The organism is Streptomyces sp. NPDC048352 (assembly GCF_040651895.1).
Lineage (GTDB): Bacteria > Actinomycetota > Actinomycetes > Streptomycetales > Streptomycetaceae > Streptomyces.
In genome coordinates, this window is sequence record NZ_JBEZKZ010000028.1 from 1 (window position 1) to 24,909 (window position 24,909).

The window sequence follows — 24,909 nt, forward strand, 5'->3', positions numbered from 1 at the left end:
GACCCCCGCGCCTCAAACGCCGGCGGGGCTGGGAGGGGGGATCCGTCCGCGCACTCCCGCGCCTCGAAGGTCGGCGGGGCCGGGGTGGGGGCTCCGGCCCCGGACCCCCGGGCCTCAAAGGTCGGCGGGGCCGAGGTGGGGGCTCCGGCCCCGGCCCCCCGGGCCTCGCACGTCGGCGGGGCTGGGAGGGGGGCTTCGGCTCCGGGCTCCCGGGCCTCGAAGGTCGGCGGGGCCGGATCGGTCGGCTTGGGCGGCGGGGACAGGCGGGACAGGAGGGGGGCGGCGTGGCGGCGGGCGTCGCGGATCGAGAGGGGGAGCGGGGACCAGCCCGCGAGGCGGCCCAGGGAGACGACCGGCGGGTGGACCGGGGACACCGCCATGACGTCCGCCGGCGAGCCCAGCACCGGCGCCGCCCCGCGGGACGGCAGGAGCAGCACCTGGTCGGCGTACTGCACCACCCGTTCCAGGCGGTGCTCCGCCATCAGGACCGTCGTGCCCAGGTCGTGGACCAGGCGTTGCAGCACCGCCAGGACCTCCTCCGCCGCCGCCGGGTCCAGCGCGGAGGTGGGCTCGTCCAGGACCAGGACGCGCGGGTGCGGCGTGAGGACCGAGCCGATCGCCACCCGCTGCTGCTGCCCGCCCGACAGGGAGGCGATCGGACGGTCGCGCAGCTCGTTCAGTCCGAGGAGGTCCAGCGTCTCCTCCACCCGGCGGCGCATCACCGTGGGCGGCAGGCCCAGCGACTCCATCCCGTACGCCAGTTCGTCCTCCACCACGTCCGTCACGAAGTGCGCCAGGGGGTCCTGCCCCACCGTGCCCACCACGTCCGCCAGCTCACGCGGCATGTGCGTGCGGGTGTCACGCCCCGCCACCGTCACCCGCCCCCGCAGCGTGCCGCCCGTGAAGTGCGGGACCAGTCCGGACACCGCGCCCAGCAGTGTCGACTTGCCGACACCCGACGGGCCGACGAGGAGGGTCAGCTCCCCCTCCGGGACGGTGAAGTCCGCGTCGCGGAGGGAGGGGTGCGTGGCGCCGTCGTACGTCACCGACACCTGCTCGAAGCGGATCAACGGGAAGACTCCTCGGGAGGAACGGGGGCCACGAAGGCCGGGAGCAGGCCGATCAGGACGGCCGCCGCCGGCCACAGCGGCAGCGCGGGAACCACCAGCGGGACCACCCCCGGCCGCAGCCCCTCCGGGTCCACCGACCCGGCGTGGACCAGCAGCGCCGCCACCGCCGCCCCCGACCCGGCGACCAGCCAGGCCCGCGCCCCCCACCGGTCGGGCCGGTAGCGGGTGCGGATGCTGCGCCGCCCGCCGAGCCGCAGCCCCGCGAGGGCCAGCACGAGGCCGATGCCGAGCACGGGCAGCCCGTACGCGGCGCCTTCCGCCGCGAGCAGCCCGTACGTACCGGCGCACATGCCGAGGAGGCCGCCGAGGGTGAGGGCGTTGGTGGTGCGCCGCACGGCCGGCGGAACCTGCGCCGTACGCCCGTACCCGCGCGCGTCCATCGAGGCGGCGACCGCCACCGAGCGCTCCAGCGCCCCCTCCAGCACCGGCAGGCCGATCTGGAGGACGGCCTTCACCCCGCCGGTGGGGCGCCCGCGCAGCCGGCGGGCGGTCCGCAGCCGGGCCACGTCGGCGACCATGTTCGGCGCGAACGTCATGGCGACGACCACCGCCACGCCCGCCTCGTACAGAGCGGCGGGCAGCGACTTCAGCAGCCGCGCCGGGTTGGCGAGCGCGTTGGCGGCGCCGACGCAGATCAGCAGCGCGGCCAGCTTCGCGCCGTCGTAGAAGGCGAAGACCAGCTGCTCGGCGGTGACCCGACCGCCGAACCGGACGCCCTGCGCCCAGGCCGGGAGCGGGACTTCGGGCAGGGTGACGAGGGTGTGCGTGCCGGGGATCGGGGAGCCCAGCAGCACGGAGAAGAGCAGCCGCAGCCCGATGACGAAGAGGCCGAGCCTGACGAAGGCCCCGTAGGAACGCGCCCACGGCGCCTCCGTGCGGCGGGCGGCGACCACGTACCCGGCGACGGCGACGATCAGCCCCAGGAGGAGGGGATGGGTGGTCCGGGACGCGGCGGTGGCGAGCCCGAGGGCCCACAGCCACCAGGCCCCCGCGTGCAGGGCGTTCCCGCGCCGGGCCTCGGGGGCCCGCCAGGGCCTTTCCCTTTCGTACGCCGGCCCGTGCGGGGCGCCCGCCCGCCCGGCGGCACCGGGCCGGGCCGGGGGTACGTGCGCGGGTGCCGCGCCGTGCGTGGTGCGCCCGACGCCGCGCCGGGCGGGGTACCCACCCGTGCGGGTGGACCCCGTGGGCGGCCGGCCGGCGCCGGCCGGCCCGCCGGGAGGGCGCGCCGTCATCGCCTGCGGCGGCGGGACTGCCAGACGGTGGCCCCGCCCAGGGCCAGCAGCGCCGCGACCCCGAGGAACAGGCCCGCCGAGGGACCGGAGGAGTCCTCCTGCGCCGAGGGGGCGGCTTCGGCGGGCGCCGGGCTCCGCGGCTCCCCGTCGGCGATCGGCTCGCCACAGCCCGTCTTCGGGAAGCCGGAGATCCCGCACAGCAGCGCCGCACTGTTGTAGCGCAGCGGCTTCGCCACCTCCGCCAGCGCCTCCGCCGCCGTGGCCTCCGGGGCCAGCTGGGCGCAGGCGGTGCGCGGGGTGTCCTGCGGCGGGGTCTCGCCGCCGGGCGCGTCCCCGGGCACCCCGAAGTCGATGACCACCGCCACCCGCTTGCGGCCGTCCGCCGGGGCGGTGCCGGCGCAGACGGCCTGGAAGTCGGCGGCCGCGCGCGGCCGGGCGGCCTCGTCGGCGGCGTCCTTGCTCACCGAGAAGCGGAAGCCGAGCGTGGCGCCGTCCGCGGGGCGGGCCGTCGAGGGGCCCTGGGTGGCGTACGCCCAGCTGCCGCCCGCACCGTCCCAGAACGACCAGTAGCGGTAGCCCGCCGCCAGGGCCGGGGAGGCCGCGAACAGGGTGAGGGCCAGACCCAGGACGCCCAGGACGCCCGCGACCGCACCCGCCGCCATGTGCGGACGGCGGCCGGTCACAGCTGGTTCTTCTTCCGGCGGCCGCTCAGCAGGATGCCGATGCCCATGCCGGCGGCGGCGCCCGCTCCGACGATCCACCAGATGCTCTGGTTGCCGGAGCCCGGCTCCTCCTTGCCCTCCACCTTCTGCGCGTCGGCGTCCGCGCGCTGCGGGGCCGGGCCCGTGGCGTTCAGCGCCGAGACCAGGTCGGTGCCGCCGAAGGACTTTGGGTCGGTGCCCGTCGCGTGCGCGGTCAGGACGAGGGTGGCCAGCGCGGCCGGGTTGTCCTTGGACCACTGCGCGGAGTTCTTCTGGAGCCACTCCAGCGCGCCCGCCGCCGACTGCCGGTGGCCCGCCGCGGCGAGGGCGATGACGGCGTCGGCGGTGTTGCCGGTGTCCGCCACGGGCTGGTCGGAGCCGGGAGTGACGGCCGTGAGGTGGCCGTCCTTCCTGAGGGCCTCGGCCAGGTAGCCGGCCGCGCCCCGGGCGGCGCCCGCCGGATCGGCGGGGGCGGCCGGGCAGGCGAGCGCGGCGGCCGCGGTGTCGGAGGCGGCGGGCTCGACGAGGATGCCCTTGCCCAGACCCGCCAGGGCGGCGGCGGCCGTGGCGTCGGCGTTGGCGGCGAGCTTGCCGTCGGCGGGCTGGTAGCCGAAGGCGCCCCGGTCGGAGGCCGGCTCGGTGGAGCAGCCCAGCTGGAAGGAGAGCAGGCCGTCGTACGCGGACTTGCCCGCCTTCGACTTCACCTGGTCCGGCGTCTCGCCCGCCGTGGCCAGCGCGCTGATCACGATCGCGGTGGAGCTGCCCTCGCTGGGGGAGCCGGGGACGTAGGCCCAGCCGCCGTCCTCGTTCTGTACGGACTTCAGCCAGTCGGCCGCCTTCTTGACCTCGGCGTCCTTGCCGCCGAGGGCCTTCAGCGCCTGCACGGCGACGGCGGTGGCGTTGGTGTCGAACACCGTCTTCGCGTCGCACACGGCGCCCGCGTCCGCGCGGAAGGAGGCGAAGCCGCCGTTCGCGCACTGCTGGCCGGTGAGCCAGGCCACGGCCTGCGGGGCGGGCTTCACGCCCGCCGTCCGCTGGGCGAGCAGCGCGAGGGACTGGCGCCACACGCCGTCGTACGTCGGGTCGGCCTTGCCGAACAGGCCCGAGGGGACGACCGGGGGCGCGGAGGGGGAGGGCGGCGGGGTGTCGGCGAGGGCGGCGGGAGCGACGCCGACGCAGAGCACGGCGGATGCGGCGAGCGCTGCGGCGCTGCGACGGACGTTCATGGCGGGGCGGGTGCCTCTCGTACGGGGGGCGGGAGACAGGCACGCGCAGGCACCGGGCTCCGGCTCCGTTTACCTCGACGGTGCCGGCCGCCGGAGGACCCGGCGGCACGAGCCGCGCACCTCCGGTACGGGGCATTCCGGCTCGCCGTCCCGCGTGCTGCGGGCCGGGTCACGGTTGCGGGTCAGCGCCGGATTCGCACCGGCTTCCCCCCATACGGAAGTGTGGACGACGGGCTCACTGTACCGGCCCGTAGCCGGCGGGTCGGGGGGCCCGGGGCGGCAGTGCCCCTTACCGGGGGCGGCCCGGAGTGCGGCGCGGAGTGCGGCCCCGTGGCCGGGCGCGGCGGGCGAGGGCCGGCTCCGGCCGCACCGGATCACAGCGCCCGGTACGCCACCGGGTCCGTGCCCGGCACCGCCTCCGCCCGGCCCTGCTTCACCAGCCGCCGCAGGTGGGCCTCCGCTTCCGAGACGGCGATGTTCCGGGATCCGTACGGGATCTGCTCCCAGGGCCGGTTCCACTCCATCCGCTCCGCGAGCCCCCAGGGGGTCAGGGGCTCGGCCAGCAGCCGCCACAGCCCGGTCAGCCGCTCCTCGTGGTGCTCCAGCAGCTCCCGCACGCGGGCGGGGGCGTCGGTGAAGGCGTGCTGGTGGGCGGGGAGCACCTCGGCGGGCCCCAGGCGGCCGACGCGTTCGAGGGAGTCGAGGTAGTCGCCCAGGGGGTCGGTGACGCGGGTGTCCCCGGGGGCCTCGTACAGGCCGATGTGCGGGGAGATCCCGGGGAGCAGGTGGTCTCCGGAGAAGAGCCGGCCGTTGCCGGGCAGGCCCGCGGGGTGGGCCTCCTCCAGGTGCAGGCAGACGTGGCCGGGGGTGTGGCCCGGGGTCCAGATCGCGCGCAGGCGGCGCCCGGCGAGGGGCAGCAGCTCGCCGGGGACGATCTCCCGGTCGGGGACGGCGGCGCTCAGCCCGGGCAGGGTCCGCATCCGCCCGCTCGCCCGGGCCGCGCGCAGAGGGGCGACGTGCTCCTCGGGGGCCCCGGCGGCGGCGAGCTTCTCGCCCATGTAGTCGAACCAGACGCCCGGCTCGGCGGAACGGGTCCGCACGACGACCTCGGTGTCGGCGGCGTGCATGGCGATCCACGCCCCCGAGGCCTCCCGGACCTGGCCGGACAGGCCGTGGTGGTCGGGATGGTGGTGGGTGATGACCACCCCGTGCACGTCGGCGACCGCGAGGCCGAGCACGCCCAGCCCGGCGATGAGGGTGTCCCAGGAGGCGGGGTCGTCCCAGCCGGTGTCGACCAGGACGGGCCCGCGGCCGGTGTCGAGCACGTGGACGAGCGTGTGGCCGAGGGGGTTGTCGGGGATGGGCACCTTCAGGGCCCAGACACCCCCGCCGTGGTCGGTGACGTGGGGGGTGGTGGTCGGGGTGGGGTGAGGCGTGGGCTGGGGTGCGGCCTCTGACATGGGGGCTCTCCCTGCTGACTGGCCGGTGACGAGAACGCGTTTCAGTAGGAGCCCAAGTCGACCATCTCGCGGGCTTCCTGACTACCCGCAGGATCTTGCGGCAGCCCGCGCCCGGCCGTGTGCGGACCGTGGACTCCTCGAACTAGAACTGGTATCAGTTCTGCGACATCGGTGAGATCGTGCGCAGCCCCTGGAGGCATCGGACATGACCGAGCTCGTGGAACACGCCCAACTGTTCATCGGCGGGGAATGGACGGATCCGCTGGGCACCGGCACCATCCGGGTCGTCTCCCCCCACACCGAGCAGGTCATCGGCAGCGTCCCGCACGCCTCCGAGGCCGATGTGGACCGCGCCGTGGCCGCCGCCCGCAAGGCCTTCGACGAGGGCCCCTGGCCGCGCCTGTCGCTGGAGGAGCGGACCGCCGTCGTCTCCCGGATCAAGGACGCCATCGCCGTCCGGCACGAGGAGATCGCCCGCTCCATCAGCTCCCAGAACGGCTCCCCGTACTCCTGGAGCATCCTCGCCCAGGCCCTCGGCGCGATGATGGTCTACGACTCCGCCATCAAGGTCGCCGCCGCATACCCCTACGAGGAGCGCCGTCAGGGCGCGCTCGGCCCGATCCTCGTGCGCCGCGAACCGGTCGGGGTCGTCGCCGCCGTCATCCCGTGGAACGTCCCCCAGTTCGTCGCGGCGGCGAAGCTCGCGCCCGCGCTGCTCACCGGCTCCGCGGTCATCCTCAAGCCGTCCCCCGAAGCCCCCCTGGACTCCTTCATCCTGGCCGACATCGCACGGGAGGCCGGGCTGCCGGAGGGCGTGCTCTCGGTCCTGCCCGCCGACCGCGAGGTCAGCGAGTACCTGGTCGGACACCCGGGCGTCGACAAGGTCGCCTTCACCGGCTCCGTCGCCGCCGGCAAGCGCGTCATGGAGGTCGCCGCGCGCAACCTGACCCGGGTCACCCTCGAACTCGGCGGCAAGTCCGCCGCCGTGATCCTGCCCGACGCCGACGTGGAGAGCACCGTCGCCGGGATCGTCCCGGCCGCCTGGATGAACAACGGTCAGGCCTGCGTCGCCCAGACCCGCATCCTCGCCCCGCGCAGCCGGTACGCGGAGGTGGCCGAAGCCCTCGCGGCGGCGGCCGGCGCCCTGGTCGTCGGAGACCCCCTCGACCCCGCGACGCAGCTCGGCCCGCTCGTCGCCGAGCGCCAGCAGCGGCGCTCCCTGGACTACATCCGGATCGGCCAGGAAGAGGGGGCCAAGATCCTGGCGGGCGGCGGCCGCCCGGCCGGCCTGGAACGGGGCTGGTACGTGGAACCCACCCTCTTCGGCGACGTCGACAACTCGATGCGGATCGCCCGCGAGGAGATCTTCGGCCCCGTGGTGTGCCTGATCCCCTACGGGGACGAGGAGGAGGCGGTGCGGGTGGCCAACGACTCGGACTTCGGCCTGAGCGGCAGCGTCTGGACGGCCGACGTCGAGCACGGCATCGACTTCGCGCGCCGGGTGCGCACGGGCACCTTCAACGTGAACACCTTCAGCCTGGACATGCTGGGGCCGTTCGGCGGCTACAAGAACAGCGGCGTGGGGCGGGAGTTCGGCCCGGAGGGGCTGAGCGAATACCTGGAGCACAAGATGATCCACCTCCCGGCGGGTGCGTGATGGGGGACCGCTGGCAGGTCGAGGTCGACCGGGGGGTCTGCATCGGAGCGGGCATGTGCGTGAACCACGCCCCGGACGCCTTCACCCTCGACTCGGCCCGTCAGTCCCACCCCCGCTCCCCGGTCACGGACGCCAACGAACCCACGCTGACGGCGGCGGAGGGCTGCCCGGTGGAGGCCATCCTCATCACCCTGTCCCCGTCGGGGGAGGCGGTGTTTCCGCCGGAGGAGTGAGGGGTGGGGTGGGGTGGGGGGCGGGGTGGGGGAGCGGGGTTTCGGTGGGGCGGTGTCAGGGCTGGTTCGGGGGTTTCCCGTCAGTCCCATCGTCGTTCCGTGTCGTGCCGGCCTGTCAAGGGCGCTCCTTCGTCGCGTCGCTTCGCGATGGCCTTCGGCCACCCTTGACAGCCCGTCCCGCCCCGGAAAGCCGAAAGACTGCCGGGAAGCCCCCGAAAGAACGGTCACCAGGGAGGACAGGCAGGAGCGGGTCCCTCAGGGACGAGGCGAGGGGCCAGGGGTCATGACCCCTTCCCGGATCCGGGCCCGTGTCTGGGGCTGATAACCGCACCAGAGGTTGACCAGGAGACCGTCCGGCGGGCTGCGCAGGCCACCAGCCGCCAATTGGCCCGCGTGCGGGGGGTGATGGGCCTGACAGACTCGACGCCTGACTACTCAGGGAGTTGTGATGCAGGTAGCCGTGGTCACTTTCGACGGGTTCAACGAACTCGACAGCTTCATCGCCTCAGCACTGATCAACCGGTCCGGTCTGGAGGCCTTCATCACGACGCCTACCCCGGTGGTCACGTCGATGAACGGCGTCGAGGTGACCGGGCAGCGGTCGATGGATTTCGTGACCGAGGCGGATGTCGTGCTGATCGGCAGTGGGGTGAAGACGCGTGACGTGGTCGCCGACGACCGGCTCCTGTCCATGCTGCCGCTCGACCCTTCGCGCCAGCTGATCGGTTCGCAGTGCTCCGGCGCGCTCGTGCTCGCGCGGCTCGGCTTGCTGGGTGACATGCCCGCCTGCACGGACATGACGAGCCGGCCCTTCGTCGAGGCCTGCGGCGTCACCGTGCTGGACGCCCCCTTCCACGCCGAGGGGAACATCGCCACCGCCGGCGGCTGCCTGGCCTCCCAGTACCTCGCTACCTGGGTGATCAGCCGCACCCTCGGGGAGGAAGCCGCTCGCGCCGCCATCGACTACGCCGCCCCGGTCGGCGAGAAGCTGGAGACCGTCCAGCGCTCCCTGCGCGCTGTCCACGCCGGTGAGAGTGCCGTGATCTGACCCGCCTACTGCTGCCGGATGGGCTCCTGATCAACATTTGGTGCAGGTACCAGCCCCAGACGGCCGCCGGACGCCAAGCAATGAGAAGTGCGTAGCGATCTGTCGCGCCCATCAGCTTCCCGCGCTGCTCTGGTCGCCGTTCGGTGCGGGTGGGGCCGGGCCCCCGGTCCTGGACGCGGATATGGGGCCCGGATGCCCGGCGGGCCATGGCCCTGGCCCCTCGCCTCGTCCCTGAGAGACCCGCCCCTCGGACCTGTCCCTGGTGACCGTTCTTTTGGGGGTTTCCCGGCAGTCTTTCGGCTTTCCGGGGCGGGACGGTCGGTCAAGGGTCGCCGAAGGCGATCGCGAAGCGACGCGACGAAGGAGCGCCCTTGACGGGCCGGCCCGACGCGGAATGACGATGGGACTGACGGGAAGCCCCCAAACCCTCCCTGATCCGGTCCCGGGAGACCCCGTACCCGCACCCCCACCCCTACGCCACAATCAGGCCTTCCGCGCCGCAGCCGCCCCCGCCGAAGCCCCCGCCCCCGTCAGGTCGATCAGCCGGCACACCGTCTCGATGTCGATCTTCACCTGGGCGATCGACGCGCGGCCCGAGAGCCAGGTGATCAGGGCCGAGTGCCAGGTGTGCTCGATGACCCGGACCGCAGAGAGCTGTTCCGCCGTCGGCGGGGCGTCGAGGCCCATGGCGTCCAGGATGATGGCCGTCGTCAGCCGCGAGACCGTGTCCACCTCGGGCGAGACGCTCCGGTCCGCGAAGGTCAGGGCGCGCACCATCGCGTCCGCGAGGTGCGGTTCCCGCTGGAGGGCGCGGAAGGCGCGCATCAGGGTCTCCGCGACGCGGGCCGCCGGCTCCTCGCCCGCCGGGGGGCGCTTGCGCAGGGTGGTGTGCATGTGCTGGAGCTGGTCCTGCATGGTGGCGACGAGCAGGTGCACCTTGGACGGGAAGTAGCGGTAGAGGGTGCCCAGCGCGACGTTCGACGACTCCGCGACCTCCCGCATCTGCACGGCGTCGAAGCCGCCCCGGCTGGCCAGCTGCGCGCTCGCGTGCAGGATGCGGCGCCGGCGCGCCTCCTGGCGTTCCGTCAGGGGAGGCGTCACGGCCTTCGCTTCCGCTGTCATGTGTCCCGTTCCTGGCGTTCCGTGTCGTTGCGGCGGCTGATTCCGGGATGGTCCGCGGGTCAGCATGTCAGGCGCCCGAGCCGTGGCGCGAATCACCTGCTCCGCCTCTTACGGTGTGGTTTCCGGCCGGTAGATTCAATGGTCTTCAGGGGATCAACTCTGAAACTTGTTCTACATTATCCGAGCGGTTACGCTCCGGCGAAAGTGCAGGGAGAAGGGGGCCGAGAGTGACCGCAGAGGCCATGGTGACGAGCCCTTTCGCAGGGTCCGCCACCGACGGCGACCGCCCGTTGCGCATCGCACTCCTCACCTATAAGGGGAACCCGTTCTGCGGCGGCCAGGGCGTCTACGTCCGCCACCTCTCCCGGGAGCTCGTCAAGCTCGGGCACTCCGTCGAGGTCATCGGCGCGCAGCCCTATCCGGTGCTGGACACCGGTGCCACGCTCACCGAGCTGCCGAGCCTGGACCTGTACCGCAGCCCCGACCCCTTCCGCACGCCCAAGCGCGGCGAGTACCGGGACTGGATCGACGCCCTCGAGGTCGCCACCATGTGGACCGGCGGGTTCCCCGAGCCGCTGACCTTCTCGCTGCGCGCCCGGCGCCACCTGCGGGCCCGTGCGGGCGAGTTCGACGTCATCCACGACAACCAGACGCTCGGCTACGGACTGCTGGGCGACCTCGGCGCGCCCCTGGTCACCACCGTCCACCACCCCATCACCGTCGACCGCAAGCTCGACCTCGCCGCCGCCAAGGACCGCAAGAAGCGCGCCTCCGTCCGGCGCTGGTACGCGTTCACGCGCATGCAGGGCCGGGTGGCCCGCCGGCTGCCCTCGGTGCTGACCGTCTCGGGCTCCTCCCAGCAGGAGATCGCCGAGCACCTCGGCGTGCGCGACGACCGCATCCACGTCGTGCACATCGGCGCGGACACCGACCTGTGGTCTCCGGACCCCTCCGTCACGGAAGTCCCCGGGCGGATCGTGACCACCTCCAGCGCCGACGTCCCGCTCAAGGGGCTCGTCCACCTCGTCGAGGCCCTCGCCAAGCTGCGCACCGAGCAGCCCGACGCCCACCTCGTCGTCGTCGGCAAGCGCGCCGAGAGCGGGCCGGTCGCCCGCGCGATCGAGACGTACGGGCTCCAGGACGCGGTGCGGTTCGTCAAGGGCATCACCGACGCCGAACTCGTGGACCTCGTGCGCAGCGCCCAGGTCGCCTGCGTCCCCTCCCTCTACGAGGGCTTCTCGCTCCCGGCGGCCGAGGCCATGGCCACCGGCACGCCGCTGGTCGCCACCACCGGCGGGGCCATCCCCGAGGTGTCCGGCCCCGACGGGGAGACCTGCCTGGCCGTGCCGCCCGGCGACGCGGGGGCGCTGGCCGGCGCGCTGGGCCGGCTGCTGGGCGACGCCGAGCTGCGCGCCCGCCTCGGGGCCGCCGGACGGGAGCGGGTCCTGACCCGGTTCACGTGGGCCAAGGCCGCCGAGGGCACCGCCGCGCACTACAGAGCCGCCATCGCGCAGGCCGCCGCCGCCCGTACCCGCTGAGCGCGCCGCCCAGCGCACCACCGAGCCCCACCGCAGTGCATCCGCACCACCCTTCACCCCCGTGACCGCGAAGGCAGGACCCCGTGCTGACCGTCGATTTCTCCCGGTTCCCGCTCGCCGCAGGCGACCGAGTGCTCGATCTGGGGTGCGGCGCAGGCCGGCACGCCTTCGAGTGCTACCGGCGCGGCGCCCAGGTCGTCGCCGTCGACCGCAACGGCGAGGAGATCCGCGAGGTCGCCAAGTGGTTCGCCGCCATGAAGGAGGCCGGTGAGGCCCCGGCGGGCGCCACCGCCACCGCCATGGAGGGCGACGCCCTCGCCCTGCCCTTCCCGGACGAGTCCTTCGACGTCGTCATCATCTCCGAGGTGATGGAGCACATCCCCGACGACAAGGGCGTGCTCGCCGAAATGGTCCGCGTGCTCAAGCCGGGCGGCCGCATCGCGGTCACCGTGCCGCGCTACGGCCCGGAGAAGATCTGCTGGGCGCTGTCCGACGCCTACCACGAGGTCGAGGGCGGCCACATCCGCATCTACCGGGCGGACGAGCTGCTCGCGAAGATGGAGGCCGCGGGCCTCAAGCCGTACGGCACCCACCACGCGCACGGCCTGCACTCCCCGTACTGGTGGCTCAAGTGCGCCTTCGGCGTGGACAACGACAAGGCGCTGCCCGTCAAGGCGTACCACAAGCTGCTGGTCTGGGACATCATGAAGAAGCCGCTGGCGACCCGCCTCGCCGAGCAGGCCCTCAACCCGCTCATCGGCAAGAGCTTCGTGGCGTACGCGACCAAGCCCCACCTGCCCGTCGGCGCCGCCGGCTCCGCCCAGTGAGCTCGCCGGGGCGCACCGTACCCGAGCACCTCGTCCTGGACGGGGTGCTGTCCGCCGAGCAGGCGGCGCAGACGGTGGAGGGGATCCTCGCCGTGCAGCGCGCGGACGGGGCCATACCGTGGTTCCGCGGCCACCACCTCGACCCGTGGGACCACACCGAGGCCGCCATGGCCCTGGACACGGCGGGCGAGCACGAGGCGGCCGAGCGCGCCTACACCTGGCTGGCCCGGCACCAGAACCCGGACGGCTCCTGGTACGCGGCGTACGCGGACCGGGCGGACGGGGTGGACACCGGCGCGCCGCAGGACCCGGGCCGGGAGACCAACTTCGTCGCGTACATAGCCGTCGGTGTCTGGCACCACTACCTGGCCACCGGTGACGACACCTTCCTGGACCGCATGTGGCCGTCGGTCGTGGCGGCCGTCGAGTTCGTCCTCGCCCTCCAGCAGCCGGGCGGCGAGATCGGCTGGAAGCGGGAGGCGGACGGCACCGCCGTCACCGACGCCCTGCTGACCGGTTCCTCCTCCATCCACCAGGCGCTGCGCTGCGCGCTGGCCATCGCGGACCACCGCGGTGACCCGCAGCCGGACTGGGAGCTGGCCACGGGCGCACTCGGGCACGCGATACGCCGCCACCCGGAGCGGTTCCTGGACAAGGACCGCTATTCGATGGACTGGTACTACCCGGTGCTGGGCGGGGCGCTGTCCGGACCGGAGGCGAAGGCGCGCATCGAGCGGCGCTGGGAGGAGTTCGTCGTCCCGGACCTGGGGGTGCGGTGCGTGCTGCCGAACCCGTGGGTGACGGGCGGGGAGTCCTGCGAGCTGGCGCTGACCCTGTGGGTGATGGGGGAGTCGGACCGGGCGCTGGAGGTCCTGCGCTCGATCGGGCACCTGCGCGCCGAGAACGGCATGTACTGGACGGGTTACGTCTTCCAGGACCGGGCGGTGTGGCCGGTGGAGCAGACGACCTGGACGGCGGGTTCGCTGCTGCTCGCGGTGGCGGCGCTGGGCGGGGACGAGGCCACCGGGGAGGTCTTCGGCGGGCTGGCCCTGCCCGCGGGCCTGGAACCGGACTGCTGCCGCTGAGTTCCGTGCGGGGGACCCCCGAACGGGTCCCCCGGGTGGTGGGGGCCGGAGCCCGGGGTGAGGCTGCGGGGGACACCTCAGCCCCCCGGAGGCAACCGTGCCCGTACCCGCAAGCGTCCGTTTCCGTCGAGCCCTCACGGCGGTGGTGCTGTCCACCGCGCTGCTGGCCGGTGCCGCCGCGTGCGGCAACGGCGGCGACCGTGGCCGGCGCGATGAGGTCTCCTCGGCCGCCGCCACGGAGCTGGCCGTCCTCGCCGTGGCGGAGCCGGACGCGGCCGAGGCCGACGAGCTGGCCGCCGCGGCCCCCTCGCCGAGCACCTCCGCCGAGAAGCAGAAGTTCGCCAAGACGCGGTTCGTCGCCAACGCCGGTCTCGCGGCCGGGGCGACGTACCAGTGGATCATCAAGCCGTACCGCGAGGGCAAGTTCAAGAAGGGCGCCAAGGGGCGTACCTTCGCGCTGATCAAGGCGGGTCTGGCCGGGGCCTTCGCGTACAACCGGCTGAAGGCGGCCGCCGACAACGCCAAGGGCGACCCGCTGCTGTCGAAGGCGATGGGCCCGCTGACCGCCGGCATCGACTCCCTCAAGGGCCTGGCCGGCAAGCTCCGCAAGGGCGACGCGGGCGACGCCGACATCGACGCCTTCGACAGCGTCATCAACGGCGTCAAGGACGCGGGCAAGAGCTCGGGCGCCGTGGTGACGGACAGGGTGCCGAGCACCTCGCAGCTGACCGGCTGAGACCCGCCTGCTTGAATGGCCGGTGTGATCGAGTTCCTGCTGTGCGCCCTCGCGGCGGCCGGCCTGGGGTGGCTGCTGCGGCGCAGGCACCGGCAGCGCCTCGCCGCCGGCACCCCCGCCGGGATCCCGGGCATGGCCCGGATCCCGGCCGGTGAGGGCCGCTGGCGCCCGGGCCGGGTGTACGCGGACCAGGGCGCGGCCCGCTGGCAGCCCGGGCGGGGCCCGGCGGTGCCCCTGGCGGGCGCCCGGGCCACCGCCGTACGGGCCCCCTCCGTCCGGGAGGGGATCTCCATCAACCCGGGCTCGCGGATCGTGGCCTGCGCCCTTGAAGGCGCAGGGACGATGGAGATCGCCGTGATGCCGCTGGACCTGCGCGAACTCCTCGACGTGGTGCCCGGCCTCAGCAGTTGAGCTCTGCCAGCACCCGCAGGGTGCGGGGGTCCGGGGCCGTGACGAGCAGGTCGGTGACGGGGCCCTTGCGCCACAGTTCCAGCCGTTCCGCGATCCGCTCCCGGGGGCCCACGAGGGAGATCTCGTCGGCGAACGCGTCGGGGACGGCGAGCACCGCCTCCTGCCTGCGCCCGGCCAGGAACAGTTCCTGGATGCGCCGGGCTTCGGCCTCGTAGCCCATGCGGGCCATCAGGTCGGCGTGGAAGTTGCGGGCCGCGTGGCCCATGCCGCCGATGTAGAAGCCGAGCATCGCCTTGACCGGGAGCAGCCCTTCGGTGACGTCGTCGCAGACCTGGGCCCGGGCCATCGGGGCGATCATGAACCCGTCGGGGAGGTCCGTCAGCGAGGCCTGGTAGACGTCGGTGCGGGTGGGCGACCAGTACAGGGGGAGCCAGCCGTCCGCGATGCGGGTGGTCTGGGCGATGTTCTTCGGGCCCTCCGCGCCCAGGAGCAGCGGGAGGTCCGCGCGCAGCGGGTGGGTGATGGGCTTGAGGGGTCGGCCGGTGCCGGTGCCGTCCTGCCCGCGGTAGGGGTGGCTGTGGAAGCGGCCGTCCAGGGTGACCGGGGCCTCGCGGCGCAGCACCTGGCGGACGACGTCCACGTACTCCCGGGTCGCGGTGAGCGGGCTCGCGGGGAAGGGGCGGCCGTACCAGCCCTCCACCACCTGCGGCCCGGACAGGCCGAGGCCCAGCATCATGCGGCCGCCGGAGAGGTGGTCGAGGGTGAGGGCGTGCATGGCGGTGGCGGTGGGGGTCCGGGCGGCCATCTGGGCGATGGCGGTGCCGAGCCGGATGCGGGAGGTGTGGGCGGCGATCCAGGTCAGCGGGGTGAAGGCGTCGGAGCCCCAGGCCTCGGCGGTCCACACCGAGTCGTAGCCGAGGCGCTCGGCCTCGGTGGCGAGGTCGAGGTGGGCGGGGGCGGGCCCGCGCCCCCAGTAGCCGAGTGCGAGTCCCAGGCGCATGGACGGTCCCCTCCGCGAAGCCGGATCTGACGGTGCGTCAGGTAGCGGAAGGCGACTGTAGGGCACGCGCGTCCCGCCGGGAAGTGCGCGACGGCCCCCCGCCCGGGCGGGCGGGGGGCCGTGACGGGGCGGGCGGTCAGCCGCGCTGGATCCCGGAGGTGTCGTTGAGGACGCCGCGCCGGCCGTCCTGGGTCTGCGCCACCAGGGCCGACGGGCCGCGCTGGTCGACCGCCAGGTACCACGTGCCCGGGGTCAGTTCGGCGACCGGGACGGGGGAGCCGTCCTCGCCGTAGAGGGGCCGGGCCACCGGAACCGCGAACCAGAACGGAGTGAAGTCCGCCGCCGGGGCGGCCGCCGCGTCCTGCGGGCCGGGCGCCGGCGTGCCGCCGTAGGGCGGAACCGGCTGCGGGTTGCCCCCGTAGCCCTGCGGCTGCTGCCCGCCCGGGTACCCGTACCCGCTGCCGGGCTGGGCGCCGTACGGCTGGGGGGCGGCGGGACGCGGCTCGGGCACGAGCGGCCCGGCCAGCGCGGGGATCTTCGGACCGGCGATGGCCACGCCCGCCAGGGCCAGGTTGGCGAGGAAGGCGATGATGCAGCCGGCGCCCAGGTCGGCCCTGGCCGGGCTGGTGATCAGCGACCACAGCGCGGCCCAGGCCGCCGCCACGGCCAGTACGGTGCCCCACGCCGTCAGGGTCAGGCCGCCGAGCTTGCGGCCCTCGGGCTGGAAACGGGCCGCGATCAGCAGGCCGGCGGCGATGAAGCCGGTCAGGAAGACCGTCGGCAGGGCCAGCCCGTAGACGTCGGTGTCCCACGCACTCGGGAGGTCCAGGCCGGTGGCGGAGTAGAAGTCGAGGAACGAGGCGATGAACAGCAGTACCGCTGCTCCGATCACCACGCCGTCACCTCGAGTGAGGGAGCGGATGTTCACGTCTTGGGGTGTCCTTCTCGGTCTTGGCTGGGGCGGAGCGGGCGCCCCCATGGTACGGAGGTTCACGCGGCCGAGAGGATCGGGGCGGCGGGCCGCCCCTGGACGACTCCCCGTGAACTACCCGCCCAGGAAGCCCACGATGCCGTCCGCGATGCCCTGGGCCGCCTTCTGCCGCCACTCCGGATTCATCAGCTGCGCCGCGTCCTTGTCGTCACGCATGTTGCCGCATTCGAGGAACACCTTGGGCCGGGTCGAGAGATTGAGTCCGCCCAGATCGTCGCGGACCACCAATCCGGTACCGCTGCCGAGGTAGTTGGCGGGGTCGGATCCGGTGGTGCGGCCGAAGTTGCGGGCGATGCGCTCGCCGAGGTCGCGGGAGGGCCCGACGATCCGCGCGGTGTCCGCCGCACCGCTCTTGACCCGGGCTGGGAGGATGACGTGGAAGCCGCGGTTGCCGGCGGAGGCGCCGTCGGCGTGCACGGAGACGACGGCGTCGGCCGCGGCCTCGTTGCCGATCCGGGCCCGCTCGTCGATGCAGGGACCCCACGGGCGGTCGGCCTCGTGGGTGAAGACCACCTTGACGCCCTTGGCTTCCAGCAGGGCGCGCGTCCGGCGGGAGACGTCGAGGGAGAACTCCGCCTCCATGTAACCGGAGTTGGTGGTGGTGCCGGTGGTGTCGCACTCCTTGCGGTTGGTGCCGATGTCCACCTGCTTGTTGATCTCGGAGGCGTGCTGGAAGTTGCCCGTGTTGTGGCCGGGGTCGATGACGACGGTCCGCCCGGCGAGCGGCCCCTTGGCCGGGGCGGCCGACGGGGCACCGGTACCCGCCGCGGCGGGGCCGGGGGTGGCGCTCGGGCCGGTGCCCGGGGTGGCGCTGGACTTCGCGTCCGACGCCGCCGCCGGGCGCGAGGCCGTGAGCGGCATGCCCGCGGGCTGCCGCCCGTCGGGTCCCGGGCCGGTCAGGACCTGGGTCAGCACCCAGCCCGCCAGGCAGGCCGGGGCGAGCGCGGCCAGCGCCACCGTCAGGGCGGGCCGGCGCGCGAACCAGGGCCGGTCCGGGCTGATCGAGGATCGGGACTCGGGAAGCGGGGGGCTGTCGTCGTAGCGCACCTCGCGATGCTAGAACGCCCGCCCCGGCCCCGTACGGACCATCCGCCATCCGAGGGCGTGGTGTGATGGTCGTTCTGTCGGACCGGAGCCCGGACCGCCCTCAGACGCCCTCGGCCGTGCGGCGCAGGACGCGCAGGGAGTCCGTTGCCGACACCTCCTCGAAGGCGCCGGAGGCCAGGGCGCGGAGGTAGATCCGGTACGGGGCCTGGCCGCCGTCCGCCGGGTCGGGGAACACGTCGTGGATGACGAGCGTGCCGCCCGGCGCGACGTGCGGGGCCCAGCCCTCGTAGTCGCCCGTGGCGTGCTCGTCGGTGTGGCCGCCGTCGATGAAGACGAAGCCCAGCTTCCCGCCCCAGGCCGCGGCGACCTGCGGCGAGCGGCCGACGACGGCGATCACGTGGTCCTCGAGACCGGCCCGGTGCAGGGTGCGGCGGAAGGTCGGCAGGGTGTCCATCAGACCGATCTCCGGGTCCACCACCGTCGGGTCGTGGTACTCCCACCCGGGCTGCTGCTCCTCGCTGCCGCGGTGGTGGTCGACGGTGATCGCGGGGACCCCCGCCTCGCGGGCCGCGTCGGCCAGCAGGATCGTGGAGCGCCCGCAGTACGTGCCGACCTCCAGCAGCGGCAGCCCGAGGGCCGCGGCCCCGGCGGCCGCCGCGTACAGGGCGAGGCCCTCGCGCACGGGCATGAACCCCTTGGCGGCCTCGAAAGCGGCGAGGGTCTCCGGCTTGGGAGCGGCGGCGGCCATGGGTGTTCCTCCGGCGGTGAGCGGGTGCGGCTTGGCCGCCCATGGTGCCCTACCGGCCGGTAGGGCACCATGGCCGGGGTCCGCCCCGGCGGCGGGTCAGCGGTCCAGCTCGTAGGCGAAGGTGTAGGGGACGGACGGTTCGCCGTGCCGGGCGAGGAAGCTGCCGGTGCCGCGCAGGCCGGCCAGCTCGCCCGTGCCGGATCCGGGGACGACCTCGAAGGAGCAGCGCGTGGTGCCGTCCTCGTGGAACGTGCCGCGTTGCTCGACGGCGAAGCCGCCCTCGCGGCCGTCGAGGCTTCCGGTGAGCAGCTCGATGCCGGTGTAGGTGCCGGTCGTCGCCGTCAGGTACGCGATCGTGTACGCGCAGGTGGTGCCCGCGGCCTCGATGCCGCCGGAGAAGGTGTTGGCCACCGAGGCCCGGGCGAGCCTCGGCAGCACGTCGGCCGGGCCGGCCGGGTCCTCCTCCCAGCGGGTGAAGGTGAAGTGGCCGGTGGCGGTGCGCGGGGGCATGGGCGGGTCCTTTCGACGGGCGGCGCGGGTTCCGGCCCCGCGCTGCGACCAGCCTGGGCGGCATACCTGACACCCCCTGTCAGGTACGGTCCCGCCCGGCCGACAATGGGCCCCATGCGCGCCGACCGGCTTCTGTCCCTGCTCCTGCTGCTCCAGAACCGCGGCCGGATGACCGCCCCCGAGCTGGCGGCGGAGCTGGAGGTGTCCGTCCGCACCGTCTACCGGGACGTCGAGGCGCTCGGCGCGTCCGGCGTGCCCGTCGTCGCCGACCGGGGGCCCGCGGGCGGCTACCGGCTGATGGAGGGCTACCGCACGCGGCTGACCGGACTCACCGACGCCGAGGCGGGCTCGCTGTTCCTGGCCGGGGCGCCGGGACCGGCGCGGGAGCTGGGGCTGGGGGCGGTGCTGGCCACCGCGCAGCTGAAGCTCCAGGCGGCGCTGCCGGCCGGGCCGGCGGACCGGGCCCGGCGCGTGCAGGACCGCTTCCACCTGGACGCGCCCGCCTGGTTCCGGGACGCCGACCCGGTCCCCCACCTGGCGGCGGCCGCGCGGGCGGTGTGGGAGCAGCGCGTGGTGGAGGCGGAGTACCGGCGCTGGTCGGGGGAGCTGCGCCGGCGGGAGCTGCACCCGCTGGGCCTCGTCCTCAAGGGCGGCATCTGGTACCTGGTGGCGGCGCCGGCCGAGGGCGGCGTACGCACCTACCGGGTGTCGCGGCTGCTGGCGGTGCGGGAGACCGGGGAGGGCTTCGAGCGGCCGGTCGGGTTCGGGCTGGCGGCCTACTGGGCGGAGTCCTCCCGGCGTCTGGAGGCCGCGCTGCGCCAGGGCGTGGCGCGGCTGCGGCTCTCGCCGCGCGCGCAGCGGCTGCTGCCCGTGCAGTTCGGGGCACCGGGGGTGCGGGCCCTGGAGGGGGCCGGGCCGCCGGACGCGGACGGCTGGGCGGAGGTGGAGCTGCCGGTGGAGTCCCTGAACGTCGCGGTGGGGGACCTGCTCCGGCTGGGCGCGGAGGCGGAGGTGCTGGGTCCGCCGGAGCTGCGGGCGGCCGTGGCCGGGGCGGTGGCCGTGCTGGCGGGCCGGTATGCGGTGCCCGTACCGGCGGCGGGAGTCGAGGGATCTGTATGATCCCCTCCCGTACCGGGGAGGGCGGGGGCCGCATGCAGGGTTTAGGGCCGGGCGGGTCGGCGGGGACGGGGCCGTTCCGGGCCGTCGGTGTGCTCGGGCAGGGCGGGATGGGCCGGGTCGTGCTGGCCGTCGCGCCGGAGGGCCGCCTGGTCGCGGTCAAGCAGGTGCACGCCGAACTGGCGGAGGACGACGGTTTCCGGGCGCGGTTCCGGCGCGAGGTCGCCGCCTCCCGGAAGGTGTCGGGTGCCTACACGGCGCCGGTCGTGGACGCCGACCCCGACGCCCCGACACCGTGGCTGGCCTCGCAGTTCGTGCTCGGTCCCTCGCTGGCGCAGGCCCTGGAGGCGGCCGGTCCGCTGGCGGAGGAACCGGTGCGCCGACTGGCGGCCGGGCTGGCCCACGCCCTGGCCGACGTACACCGCACGGGGCTGATCCACCGTGACCTCAAGCCGTCGAACGTGCTGCTCGCCGAGGACGGCGTACGCGTCATCGACTTCGGCATCGTGCGCGCCGCCGGGGACCAGACCAGGATCACCCACACCGGCGCCCTGATCGGCTCGCCGGCCTTCATGTCGCCCGAGCAGATCACCGGCGGGGAACCGACCGCCGCCGGCGACGTGTTCTCCCTCGGCGCCACCCTGGTCATGGCCTGCACCGGGAGGCCGCCCTTCGCCGCGGACTCCGTCCCGAGGCTGCTGCACGACGTGGTGTACGCCGAACCCGACCTGGACGGAGTGCCGCCCGCGCTGCGCGGGATCATCACCCCCTGCCTGGCCAAGGATCCGGCCGCCCGGCCGACCCCGCGCGAGCTGCTCACCATGGTGGGCGCGCTCGCGCCGGCGGCCCGGCCGTGGCCGGAGCCGGTGAACGCGCTCATCGCCGCGCAGAAGGCGCAGGTCGAGGCGCTCCTCGCGCAGGCCCCCGGGCCGGAGCCCGTGGCGGCCGCCGCCGCGGGGGCGGCCGGCCGGACCGTACGGCCGCGGCGCCGGTGGAGCCGGCGTACGCGGCTGCTGGTCGGCGCCGGTGTGCTGACGGCCTGCGCCGCCGCCGGACTGACGGTCGGGCGGCCCTTCGTCGAGGACGTCTACTACACCGTCGTACCGGAGACCGTGCCGACGCCCGGCACCACGCCCCTGTCCCAGGTGGCCGACAAGTACGTGCCCCAGCCGTTCTCGTGCTCCGACGTCGCGGGCAAGGTGACGGTGCCCGCCGACTTCGACGCCCCGCAGGGGTACGGCTTCACCAAGAGCGAGAACTACGGCTGGGGCGGCCCGTCCCACCTGTGCGTCTGGCACAGCCGCTACGGCGACGAGATCTACGTCTCGTGGGGCCTGTACGTCACGGAGCCGGGGGTCGGCACCGGAGCCCAGCAGGCGAAGAAGGAGCACGAAGACTTGTACATCCGCGGCAGGATCCGGCGCGACCTCGGCCTGGGATTCGCCGAGGAGGGGATGTGGCTGCCGCCGGACGACGACAAGGACCCCGGCTGCGTCCTGTACCTGCGCGACGTCAACCAGACGGTCTACGTCCAGGTGAAGGGCAACCGCTACCCCGCCGGTTCGTGTGAGACCGTCGCCCGGGACGCGGGCCGCAGCGCGCTGGCGGTGATGGCGCGGCCATGAGGCAGCTCAGGGAGAGCGACCCGCGGGCGGCGGGCCCGTACCGGCTGCTCGCCGAGCTCGGCCGCGGCGGGATGGGCCGGGTGCTGCTGGGCGCCGCGCCCGACGGGCGGCTGGTCGCCGTCAAGCAGGTGCACGCCCGGTTCGCCGACGACGAGGGCTTCCGCGCCCGGTTCCGGCGGGAGGTCGCCGCCTCCCGGAGGGTGTCCGGCGCGTACACCGCGGCGGTGATGGAAGCCGACGCCGAGGCGGAAACCCCTTGGCTGGCCTCGGTGTTCGTGCCCGGGCCGTCGCTGGGCGCGGCGGTGGAGGCCGGCGGGCCGCTGCCCGAGCAGACCGTGCGCCGCCTCGCGGCCGGGCTGGTGCGGGGGCTCGCCGAGATCCACCGCGCGGGGCTGGTCCACCGCGACCTGAAGCCGGACAACGTGCTGCTGTCCGAGGACGGCGTCCGGGTCATCGACTTCGGCATCGCACGGGCCGCGGAGGGCGCGGACGGCGCTGAGCTGACGCAGACCGGACTGGTCGTCGGCTCGCCCGCCTTCATGGCGCCCGAACAGGCCGAAGGCCGCGAACTGGGCCCGGCCGCCGACGTGTTCGCGCTCGGCTCGGTGCTCGCGCTGGCCGCCACCGGCCGGAGCCCCTTCGCGGGGGCGTCCACCCTCCAAACCCTGTTCAACCTGGTCCACGCGGAGCCCGACCTGGCGGGGCTGCCGCCGGGGCTGCGCCCGGTGGTCGAGTGGTGCCTGGCCAAGGAGCCGGCCGCCCGCCCGGTCCCGGAGCAGCTGCTGGAGCTGCTGGGGCCGGTTCCGGCGGTGCCCGGCGGCTGGCCGCCCGCCGTGCACCGGCTGATCGCCGCACAACGGGCGGACATCGAGCGGCTGCTCGGCGGTGACCCGGAGCGGACGGCGGTGACGGCGGGGGAGCCCGGGCGGCGGCCCGGAGCGGGCCCGGACCGGGTGTCCGCGGCCGCGCCGACCGCCGTGCTCACGCAGGCGGTGGGTCCGGCCGCGGGCGGGCCGCGCCGCCGTTCGGGCGGGCTGGTGGTGCTCGCCGCCGCGGGGGCGGCCGTGCTCGGCGGCGGGGCGTACCTGCTGAGCCCGTGGTCACCGGTGTCACCGTCGGCGAAGGGGCCGGCCGTACCCGACCGGTACGCGCGGATGCCGGTGTGCGCGGAGGTGGCGGGACAGCTGCCGCTGCCGCAGGCGGAGCGCCGGCAGGACGAGGACCGCTACACGGAGCTGGACAACGACGCCAAGGCCGCCTGTTCCTGGTACGAGCCGCCGTACGAGGTGAGCGGCGGCGGCACCTACCAGCCGCCGGGACCGCACGCGACCGTCGGCTGGGATCTCAAGCGCAGCGGGAGCGGCTTCGCCAACGGGACGGAGCGCCAGCGCGCGGAGTTCGGCGAGGGGAGACCCGAGACCGGACTGGGGGCGGGTGACGCCGCCTACTGGGACACCCCGGCCACGGGGGAGACCTGCGTACTGGCCGTCCGCGACGGGAACCTCGTCGTGCGGGTGGAGCTGGGCGGCGACCGGCATCCGGCCGAGAGTTGCGAGACGGAGGCGAAGGCGACGGCCCGCGCCGCACTGGCGGTGATGCCGCGATGAGGGGACGGGTATGGAGCCGATAGGACCGTCGGGTCCGGCGCACGTGGGGCCGTACCGGGTGCTGGGCGTGCTCGGCGAGGGCGGGATGGGCCGGGTGCTGCTGGGTGCCGCGCCGGACGGGCGGCTGGTCGCCGTCAAACAGGTCCTCGCGCGGTTCGCCGACGACGAGGGCTTCCGCGCCCGGTTCCGGCGGGAGGTCGCCGCCTCCCGGAAGGTGTCCGGGGCGTACACGGCGGCGGTGATGGAGGCCGACGCGGACGCGAGGACCCCGTGGCTGGCCTCGGTGTTCGTCTCCGGGCCCTCGCTGGGGGCGGCCGTCCAGGCGGTGGGGGCGCTGCCCGAGGAGACCGTACGCCGTCTCGCGGCCGGTCTGGCGTCGGCGCTCGCGGAGATCCACCGGGCGGGGCTGGTCCACCGGGACCTGAAGCCCGAGAACGTGCTGCTCGCCGAGGACGGCGTCCGGGTGATCGACCTGGGCATCGCGCGGGCGGCCGAGAGCGGCGTCGACACCCGGCTGACGCACACCGGGCTGGTGATCGGCTCGCCGCCGTTCATGTCGCCCGAGCAGGCCGAGGGGCGGGAACTCACGGCGGCCAGCGACGTGTTCTCCCTCGGGTCGGTGCTGTACCTGGCCGTCACGGGCCGCAACCCCTTCGCGGGCTCCTCCACCCTCCAGACCCTGTACGACGTGGTGCACGCAAAGCCCGACCTGGACGCGGTCCCGGCGGGGCTGCGCGAGGTCGTGGAGCGGTGCCTGGCCAAGGCACCGGCCGCCCGGCCGGCCCCGGCCGAGCTGTTCGCGCTGCTCGGGCCGGTCGTCCCGGCGGGCCGACTGCCGTGGCCGCCGGCGGTGCACCGGATGATCGCCGACCAGGGAGCGGCCATCGACCGCCTGCTGCGCGGGGGCGCCGATCCCCGGCGGGCGGCGGAGCCGGACCCGGTGACGGTGGTCGCCGAGCTGGTCCCGGAGCCGGAGCCGGAGCGCGATCGGGAGCCGGCACGCCGTCCGGAGCCGGAGCGCACTCCCGAGCCGGCGCGCGAGCCGGAGCCCGGGCGGGTCCGGATCCCGGACCGCGGGCCCGGGCCGGCGCGGACTCCGGATCCGGAGCCCGCCGCCCGGCCGGCCGCCGTACGACCGGGAGAGGCGCCGCGGGCGGAGGCGCCGCAGGCAGAGGCGCCGCCCGCCACCCGGACCGCGCCGGCCTCCGGACCGCGCCGGGGAGTGGGGCGCGTGGCCGTTCCGCTGGTGGCGGCCGTCGTGCTGGCGGCGGCCGGTGCCGGCGTGTGGGTGACCGGGCGCCAGCCCGGCGGCTGGTGGGGCGAGGCGGTGCACACCCGGCTGGACCGCTGCGACGCCGCGGCCGCCGGACTCCCGGTACCGCCCGGCGCGGAACGGGCGCCGACCCTGGACACCGCCCTGCCGATCCGCAGCGAATACGGCCCCACCACCGCGGTGCGCTGCTACTGGTTCGGCGGGGGGAAGACCCGCGTGATCGTGGACTGGTCCCTGAAGCTCGACGGCGAGGGCGGCCGCGACGGGCCGGAGGAACAGCGCAAGCGGTTCGCCGCCGAGCGGCAGACGTCGGACACCGCCGTGCAGGAGGTGGCGCAGACGGGCACGAAGATCGGCGACGAGAAGCTGTGGAGCGCCCCCTGCGAACTCGTGGTGCGTGACGGGAACCTCAGGGTCTCCGTGTGGAGCGCCACCGGGGCGGACGCCGATCCGGCCGAGTGCCGGCCGACGGTCGAGGCGATCGCCCGCGCCGCCATCAAGGCCGTGCCGGCCGGCTGAGCGGGCCGCCCGCCCCCGGCCGGGAGGCGGGCGACCCGTGCGAAGAACACCGTCATCTGACCTTCCG

23 protein-coding genes and 1 riboswitch are annotated in these 24,909 nt (G+C 74.9%); of the genes, 12 read left to right on the forward strand and 11 right to left on the reverse strand.

Annotated elements, in window-relative coordinates:
- The 5 genes from AB0D45_RS16760 to AB0D45_RS16780 form a co-directional block, all read right to left on the reverse strand.
- On the reverse strand, positions 1 to 1,070 hold a 1,070-nt coding region (locus tag AB0D45_RS16760), incomplete at its 3' end, for an ATP-binding cassette domain-containing protein (protein WP_362459407.1).
- On the reverse strand, positions 1,067 to 2,362 hold the full coding sequence (locus tag AB0D45_RS16765) for an energy-coupling factor transporter transmembrane protein EcfT (protein WP_362459410.1): 1,296 nt from the start codon (positions 2,360 to 2,362) through the stop codon (positions 1,067 to 1,069). The genes AB0D45_RS16765 and AB0D45_RS16760, both read right to left, overlap by 4 nt.
- Entirely contained in the window at positions 2,359 to 3,024 is a 666-nt protein-coding gene (locus tag AB0D45_RS16770) for an SCO2322 family protein (protein WP_362459565.1), read from the reverse strand. Before AB0D45_RS16770 ends, AB0D45_RS16765 begins: the two co-directional genes overlap by 4 nt.
- 17 nt (positions 3,025 to 3,041) lie before the next feature.
- Positions 3,042 to 4,289, reverse strand: coding sequence for a prenyltransferase/squalene oxidase repeat-containing protein (locus AB0D45_RS16775; RefSeq protein ID WP_362459413.1), 1,248 nt, complete (start codon positions 4,287 to 4,289; stop codon positions 3,042 to 3,044).
- A gap of 113 nt (positions 4,290 to 4,402) precedes the next feature.
- Positions 4,403 to 4,533, reverse strand: a riboswitch (cobalamin riboswitch).
- A 130-nt stretch (positions 4,534 to 4,663) separates the two neighbouring features.
- Positions 4,664 to 5,749, reverse strand: coding sequence for an MBL fold metallo-hydrolase (locus tag AB0D45_RS16780; RefSeq protein ID WP_362459416.1), 1,086 nt, complete (start codon positions 5,747 to 5,749; stop codon positions 4,664 to 4,666).
- A gap of 205 nt (positions 5,750 to 5,954) precedes the next feature.
- On the opposite strand from AB0D45_RS16780, the gene AB0D45_RS16785 reads away from it, so the two are divergent.
- The 3 genes from AB0D45_RS16785 to AB0D45_RS16795 all read left to right on the forward strand — a co-directional run bounded on the left by AB0D45_RS16785 (position 5,955) and on the right by AB0D45_RS16795 (position 8,687).
- Positions 5,955 to 7,406: an aldehyde dehydrogenase gene (locus tag AB0D45_RS16785; RefSeq protein WP_361604263.1), complete on the forward strand. Its 1,452-nt coding sequence runs from the start codon at positions 5,955 to 5,957 to the stop codon at positions 7,404 to 7,406.
- The gene (locus AB0D45_RS16790; RefSeq protein ID WP_361604260.1) at positions 7,406 to 7,639 is read left to right on the forward strand and encodes a ferredoxin; all 234 of its coding nucleotides are present in this window, start codon (positions 7,406 to 7,408) and stop codon (positions 7,637 to 7,639) included. The genes AB0D45_RS16785 and AB0D45_RS16790 overlap by 1 nt, the downstream gene beginning before the upstream one ends.
- Positions 7,640 to 8,087: 448 nt before the next feature.
- Positions 8,088 to 8,687 (forward strand): DJ-1/PfpI family protein, encoded by a 600-nt coding sequence (locus AB0D45_RS16795; protein WP_362459419.1) that lies wholly within the window; start codon positions 8,088 to 8,090, stop codon positions 8,685 to 8,687.
- A gap of 483 nt (positions 8,688 to 9,170) precedes the next feature.
- On the opposite strand, the gene AB0D45_RS16800 is transcribed toward AB0D45_RS16795, so the two are convergent.
- Positions 9,171 to 9,809: a TetR family transcriptional regulator gene (locus tag AB0D45_RS16800; RefSeq protein WP_362459422.1), complete on the reverse strand. Its 639-nt coding sequence runs from the start codon at positions 9,807 to 9,809 to the stop codon at positions 9,171 to 9,173.
- 227 nt (positions 9,810 to 10,036) lie between these two features.
- Here AB0D45_RS16800 and AB0D45_RS16805 point away from each other — a divergent pair, with 227 nt between their 5' ends.
- The 5 genes from AB0D45_RS16805 (at position 10,037) to AB0D45_RS16825 (ending at position 14,406) form a co-directional block, all read left to right on the forward strand.
- Positions 10,037 to 11,347 carry a glycosyltransferase family 4 protein gene (locus AB0D45_RS16805; RefSeq protein WP_362459425.1) on the forward strand — a complete coding sequence of 437 codons (1,311 nt, stop codon included), beginning with the start codon at positions 10,037 to 10,039 and terminating at the stop codon, positions 11,345 to 11,347.
- An 83-nt stretch (positions 11,348 to 11,430) separates the two neighbouring features.
- Positions 11,431 to 12,174, forward strand: coding sequence for a class I SAM-dependent methyltransferase (locus AB0D45_RS16810; RefSeq protein WP_361604248.1), 744 nt, complete (start codon positions 11,431 to 11,433; stop codon positions 12,172 to 12,174).
- Complete coding sequence (locus tag AB0D45_RS16815; RefSeq protein WP_361604245.1) at positions 12,171 to 13,259, forward strand: prenyltransferase/squalene oxidase repeat-containing protein; 1,089 nt, start codon at positions 12,171 to 12,173, stop codon at positions 13,257 to 13,259. The genes AB0D45_RS16810 and AB0D45_RS16815 overlap by 4 nt, the downstream gene beginning before the upstream one ends.
- Before the next feature lie 97 nt (positions 13,260 to 13,356).
- On the forward strand, positions 13,357 to 13,995 hold the full coding sequence (locus AB0D45_RS16820; protein ID WP_362459426.1) for a hypothetical protein: 639 nt from the start codon (positions 13,357 to 13,359) through the stop codon (positions 13,993 to 13,995).
- Between the two features lie 24 nt (positions 13,996 to 14,019).
- Entirely contained in the window at positions 14,020 to 14,406 is a 387-nt protein-coding gene (locus AB0D45_RS16825) for a hypothetical protein (RefSeq protein ID WP_362459427.1), read from the forward strand.
- On the opposite strand, the gene AB0D45_RS16830 is transcribed toward AB0D45_RS16825, so the two are convergent.
- The 5 genes from AB0D45_RS16830 to AB0D45_RS16850 form a co-directional block, all read right to left on the reverse strand.
- Positions 14,396 to 15,406 (reverse strand): LLM class F420-dependent oxidoreductase, encoded by a 1,011-nt coding sequence (locus AB0D45_RS16830; RefSeq protein ID WP_362459430.1) that lies wholly within the window; start codon positions 15,404 to 15,406, stop codon positions 14,396 to 14,398. The genes AB0D45_RS16825 and AB0D45_RS16830 overlap by 11 nt on opposite strands.
- Positions 15,407 to 15,542: 136 nt before the next feature.
- Positions 15,543 to 16,334 carry a hypothetical protein gene (locus AB0D45_RS16835; protein ID WP_362459433.1) on the reverse strand — a complete coding sequence of 264 codons (792 nt, stop codon included), beginning with the start codon at positions 16,332 to 16,334 and terminating at the stop codon, positions 15,543 to 15,545.
- Between the two features lie 117 nt (positions 16,335 to 16,451).
- Entirely contained in the window at positions 16,452 to 17,444 is a 993-nt protein-coding gene (locus tag AB0D45_RS16840; protein ID WP_362459436.1) for an N-acetylmuramoyl-L-alanine amidase, read from the reverse strand.
- A gap of 100 nt (positions 17,445 to 17,544) precedes the next feature.
- Positions 17,545 to 18,192 carry a class I SAM-dependent methyltransferase gene (locus AB0D45_RS16845; protein ID WP_361604227.1) on the reverse strand — a complete coding sequence of 216 codons (648 nt, stop codon included), beginning with the start codon at positions 18,190 to 18,192 and terminating at the stop codon, positions 17,545 to 17,547.
- Between the two features lie 96 nt (positions 18,193 to 18,288).
- A complete protein-coding gene (locus AB0D45_RS16850; RefSeq protein WP_362459439.1) occupies positions 18,289 to 18,702 on the reverse strand; it encodes a DUF3224 domain-containing protein in 414 nt (137 codons plus the stop codon).
- 114 nt (positions 18,703 to 18,816) lie between these two features.
- Here AB0D45_RS16850 and AB0D45_RS16855 point away from each other — a divergent pair, with 114 nt between their 5' ends.
- Genes AB0D45_RS16855 through AB0D45_RS16870 form a run of 4 tightly spaced genes read left to right on the forward strand, consistent with a single transcriptional unit; the run spans position 18,817 to position 24,842 of the window.
- The gene (locus AB0D45_RS16855) at positions 18,817 to 19,821 is read left to right on the forward strand and encodes a WYL domain-containing protein (RefSeq protein ID WP_362459441.1); all 1,005 of its coding nucleotides are present in this window, start codon (positions 18,817 to 18,819) and stop codon (positions 19,819 to 19,821) included.
- Between the two features lie 32 nt (positions 19,822 to 19,853).
- A complete protein-coding gene (locus AB0D45_RS16860) occupies positions 19,854 to 21,443 on the forward strand; it encodes a serine/threonine-protein kinase (RefSeq protein ID WP_362459444.1) in 1,590 nt (529 codons plus the stop codon).
- Positions 21,440 to 23,050, forward strand: a complete 1,611-nt coding sequence (locus AB0D45_RS16865; protein WP_362459447.1) for a serine/threonine-protein kinase — start codon at positions 21,440 to 21,442, stop codon at positions 23,048 to 23,050. The genes AB0D45_RS16860 and AB0D45_RS16865 overlap by 4 nt, the downstream gene beginning before the upstream one ends.
- 10 nt (positions 23,051 to 23,060) lie before the next feature.
- Complete coding sequence (locus AB0D45_RS16870; RefSeq protein ID WP_362459449.1) at positions 23,061 to 24,842, forward strand: protein kinase; 1,782 nt, start codon at positions 23,061 to 23,063, stop codon at positions 24,840 to 24,842.
- Positions 24,843 to 24,909: the final 67 nt, after the last annotated feature.

Excerpts from the sequence above, each read along its gene's own strand:
- AB0D45_RS16780 (WP_362459416.1), bottom strand. The coding sequence starts at position 5,749 with ATGTCAGAGGCCGCACCCCAGCCCACGCCTCACCCCACCCCGACCACC.
- AB0D45_RS16795 (WP_362459419.1), top strand. The coding sequence starts at position 8,088 with ATGCAGGTAGCCGTGGTCACTTTCGACGGGTTCAACGAACTCGACAGC.
- AB0D45_RS16770 (WP_362459565.1), bottom strand. The coding sequence starts at position 3,024 with ATGGCGGCGGGTGCGGTCGCGGGCGTCCTGGGCGTCCTGGGTCTGGCC.
- AB0D45_RS16765 (WP_362459410.1), bottom strand. The coding sequence starts at position 2,362 with ATGACGGCGCGCCCTCCCGGCGGGCCGGCCGGCGCCGGCCGGCCGCCC.
- AB0D45_RS16860 (WP_362459444.1), top strand. The coding sequence starts at position 19,854 with ATGCAGGGTTTAGGGCCGGGCGGGTCGGCGGGGACGGGGCCGTTCCGG.
- AB0D45_RS16785 (WP_361604263.1), top strand. The coding sequence starts at position 5,955 with ATGACCGAGCTCGTGGAACACGCCCAACTGTTCATCGGCGGGGAATGG.
- AB0D45_RS16870 (WP_362459449.1), top strand. The coding sequence starts at position 23,061 with ATGGAGCCGATAGGACCGTCGGGTCCGGCGCACGTGGGGCCGTACCGG.
- AB0D45_RS16775 (WP_362459413.1), bottom strand. The coding sequence starts at position 4,289 with ATGAACGTCCGTCGCAGCGCCGCAGCGCTCGCCGCATCCGCCGTGCTC.
- AB0D45_RS16850 (WP_362459439.1), bottom strand. The coding sequence starts at position 18,702 with ATGCCCCCGCGCACCGCCACCGGCCACTTCACCTTCACCCGCTGGGAG.
- AB0D45_RS16845 (WP_361604227.1), bottom strand. The coding sequence starts at position 18,192 with ATGGCCGCCGCCGCTCCCAAGCCGGAGACCCTCGCCGCTTTCGAGGCC.
- AB0D45_RS16865 (WP_362459447.1), top strand. The coding sequence starts at position 21,440 with ATGAGGCAGCTCAGGGAGAGCGACCCGCGGGCGGCGGGCCCGTACCGG.
- AB0D45_RS16800 (WP_362459422.1), bottom strand. The coding sequence starts at position 9,809 with ATGACAGCGGAAGCGAAGGCCGTGACGCCTCCCCTGACGGAACGCCAG.
- AB0D45_RS16855 (WP_362459441.1), top strand. The coding sequence starts at position 18,817 with ATGCGCGCCGACCGGCTTCTGTCCCTGCTCCTGCTGCTCCAGAACCGC.
- AB0D45_RS16790 (WP_361604260.1), top strand. The coding sequence starts at position 7,406 with ATGGGGGACCGCTGGCAGGTCGAGGTCGACCGGGGGGTCTGCATCGGA.
- AB0D45_RS16830 (WP_362459430.1), bottom strand. The coding sequence starts at position 15,406 with ATGCGCCTGGGACTCGCACTCGGCTACTGGGGGCGCGGGCCCGCCCCC.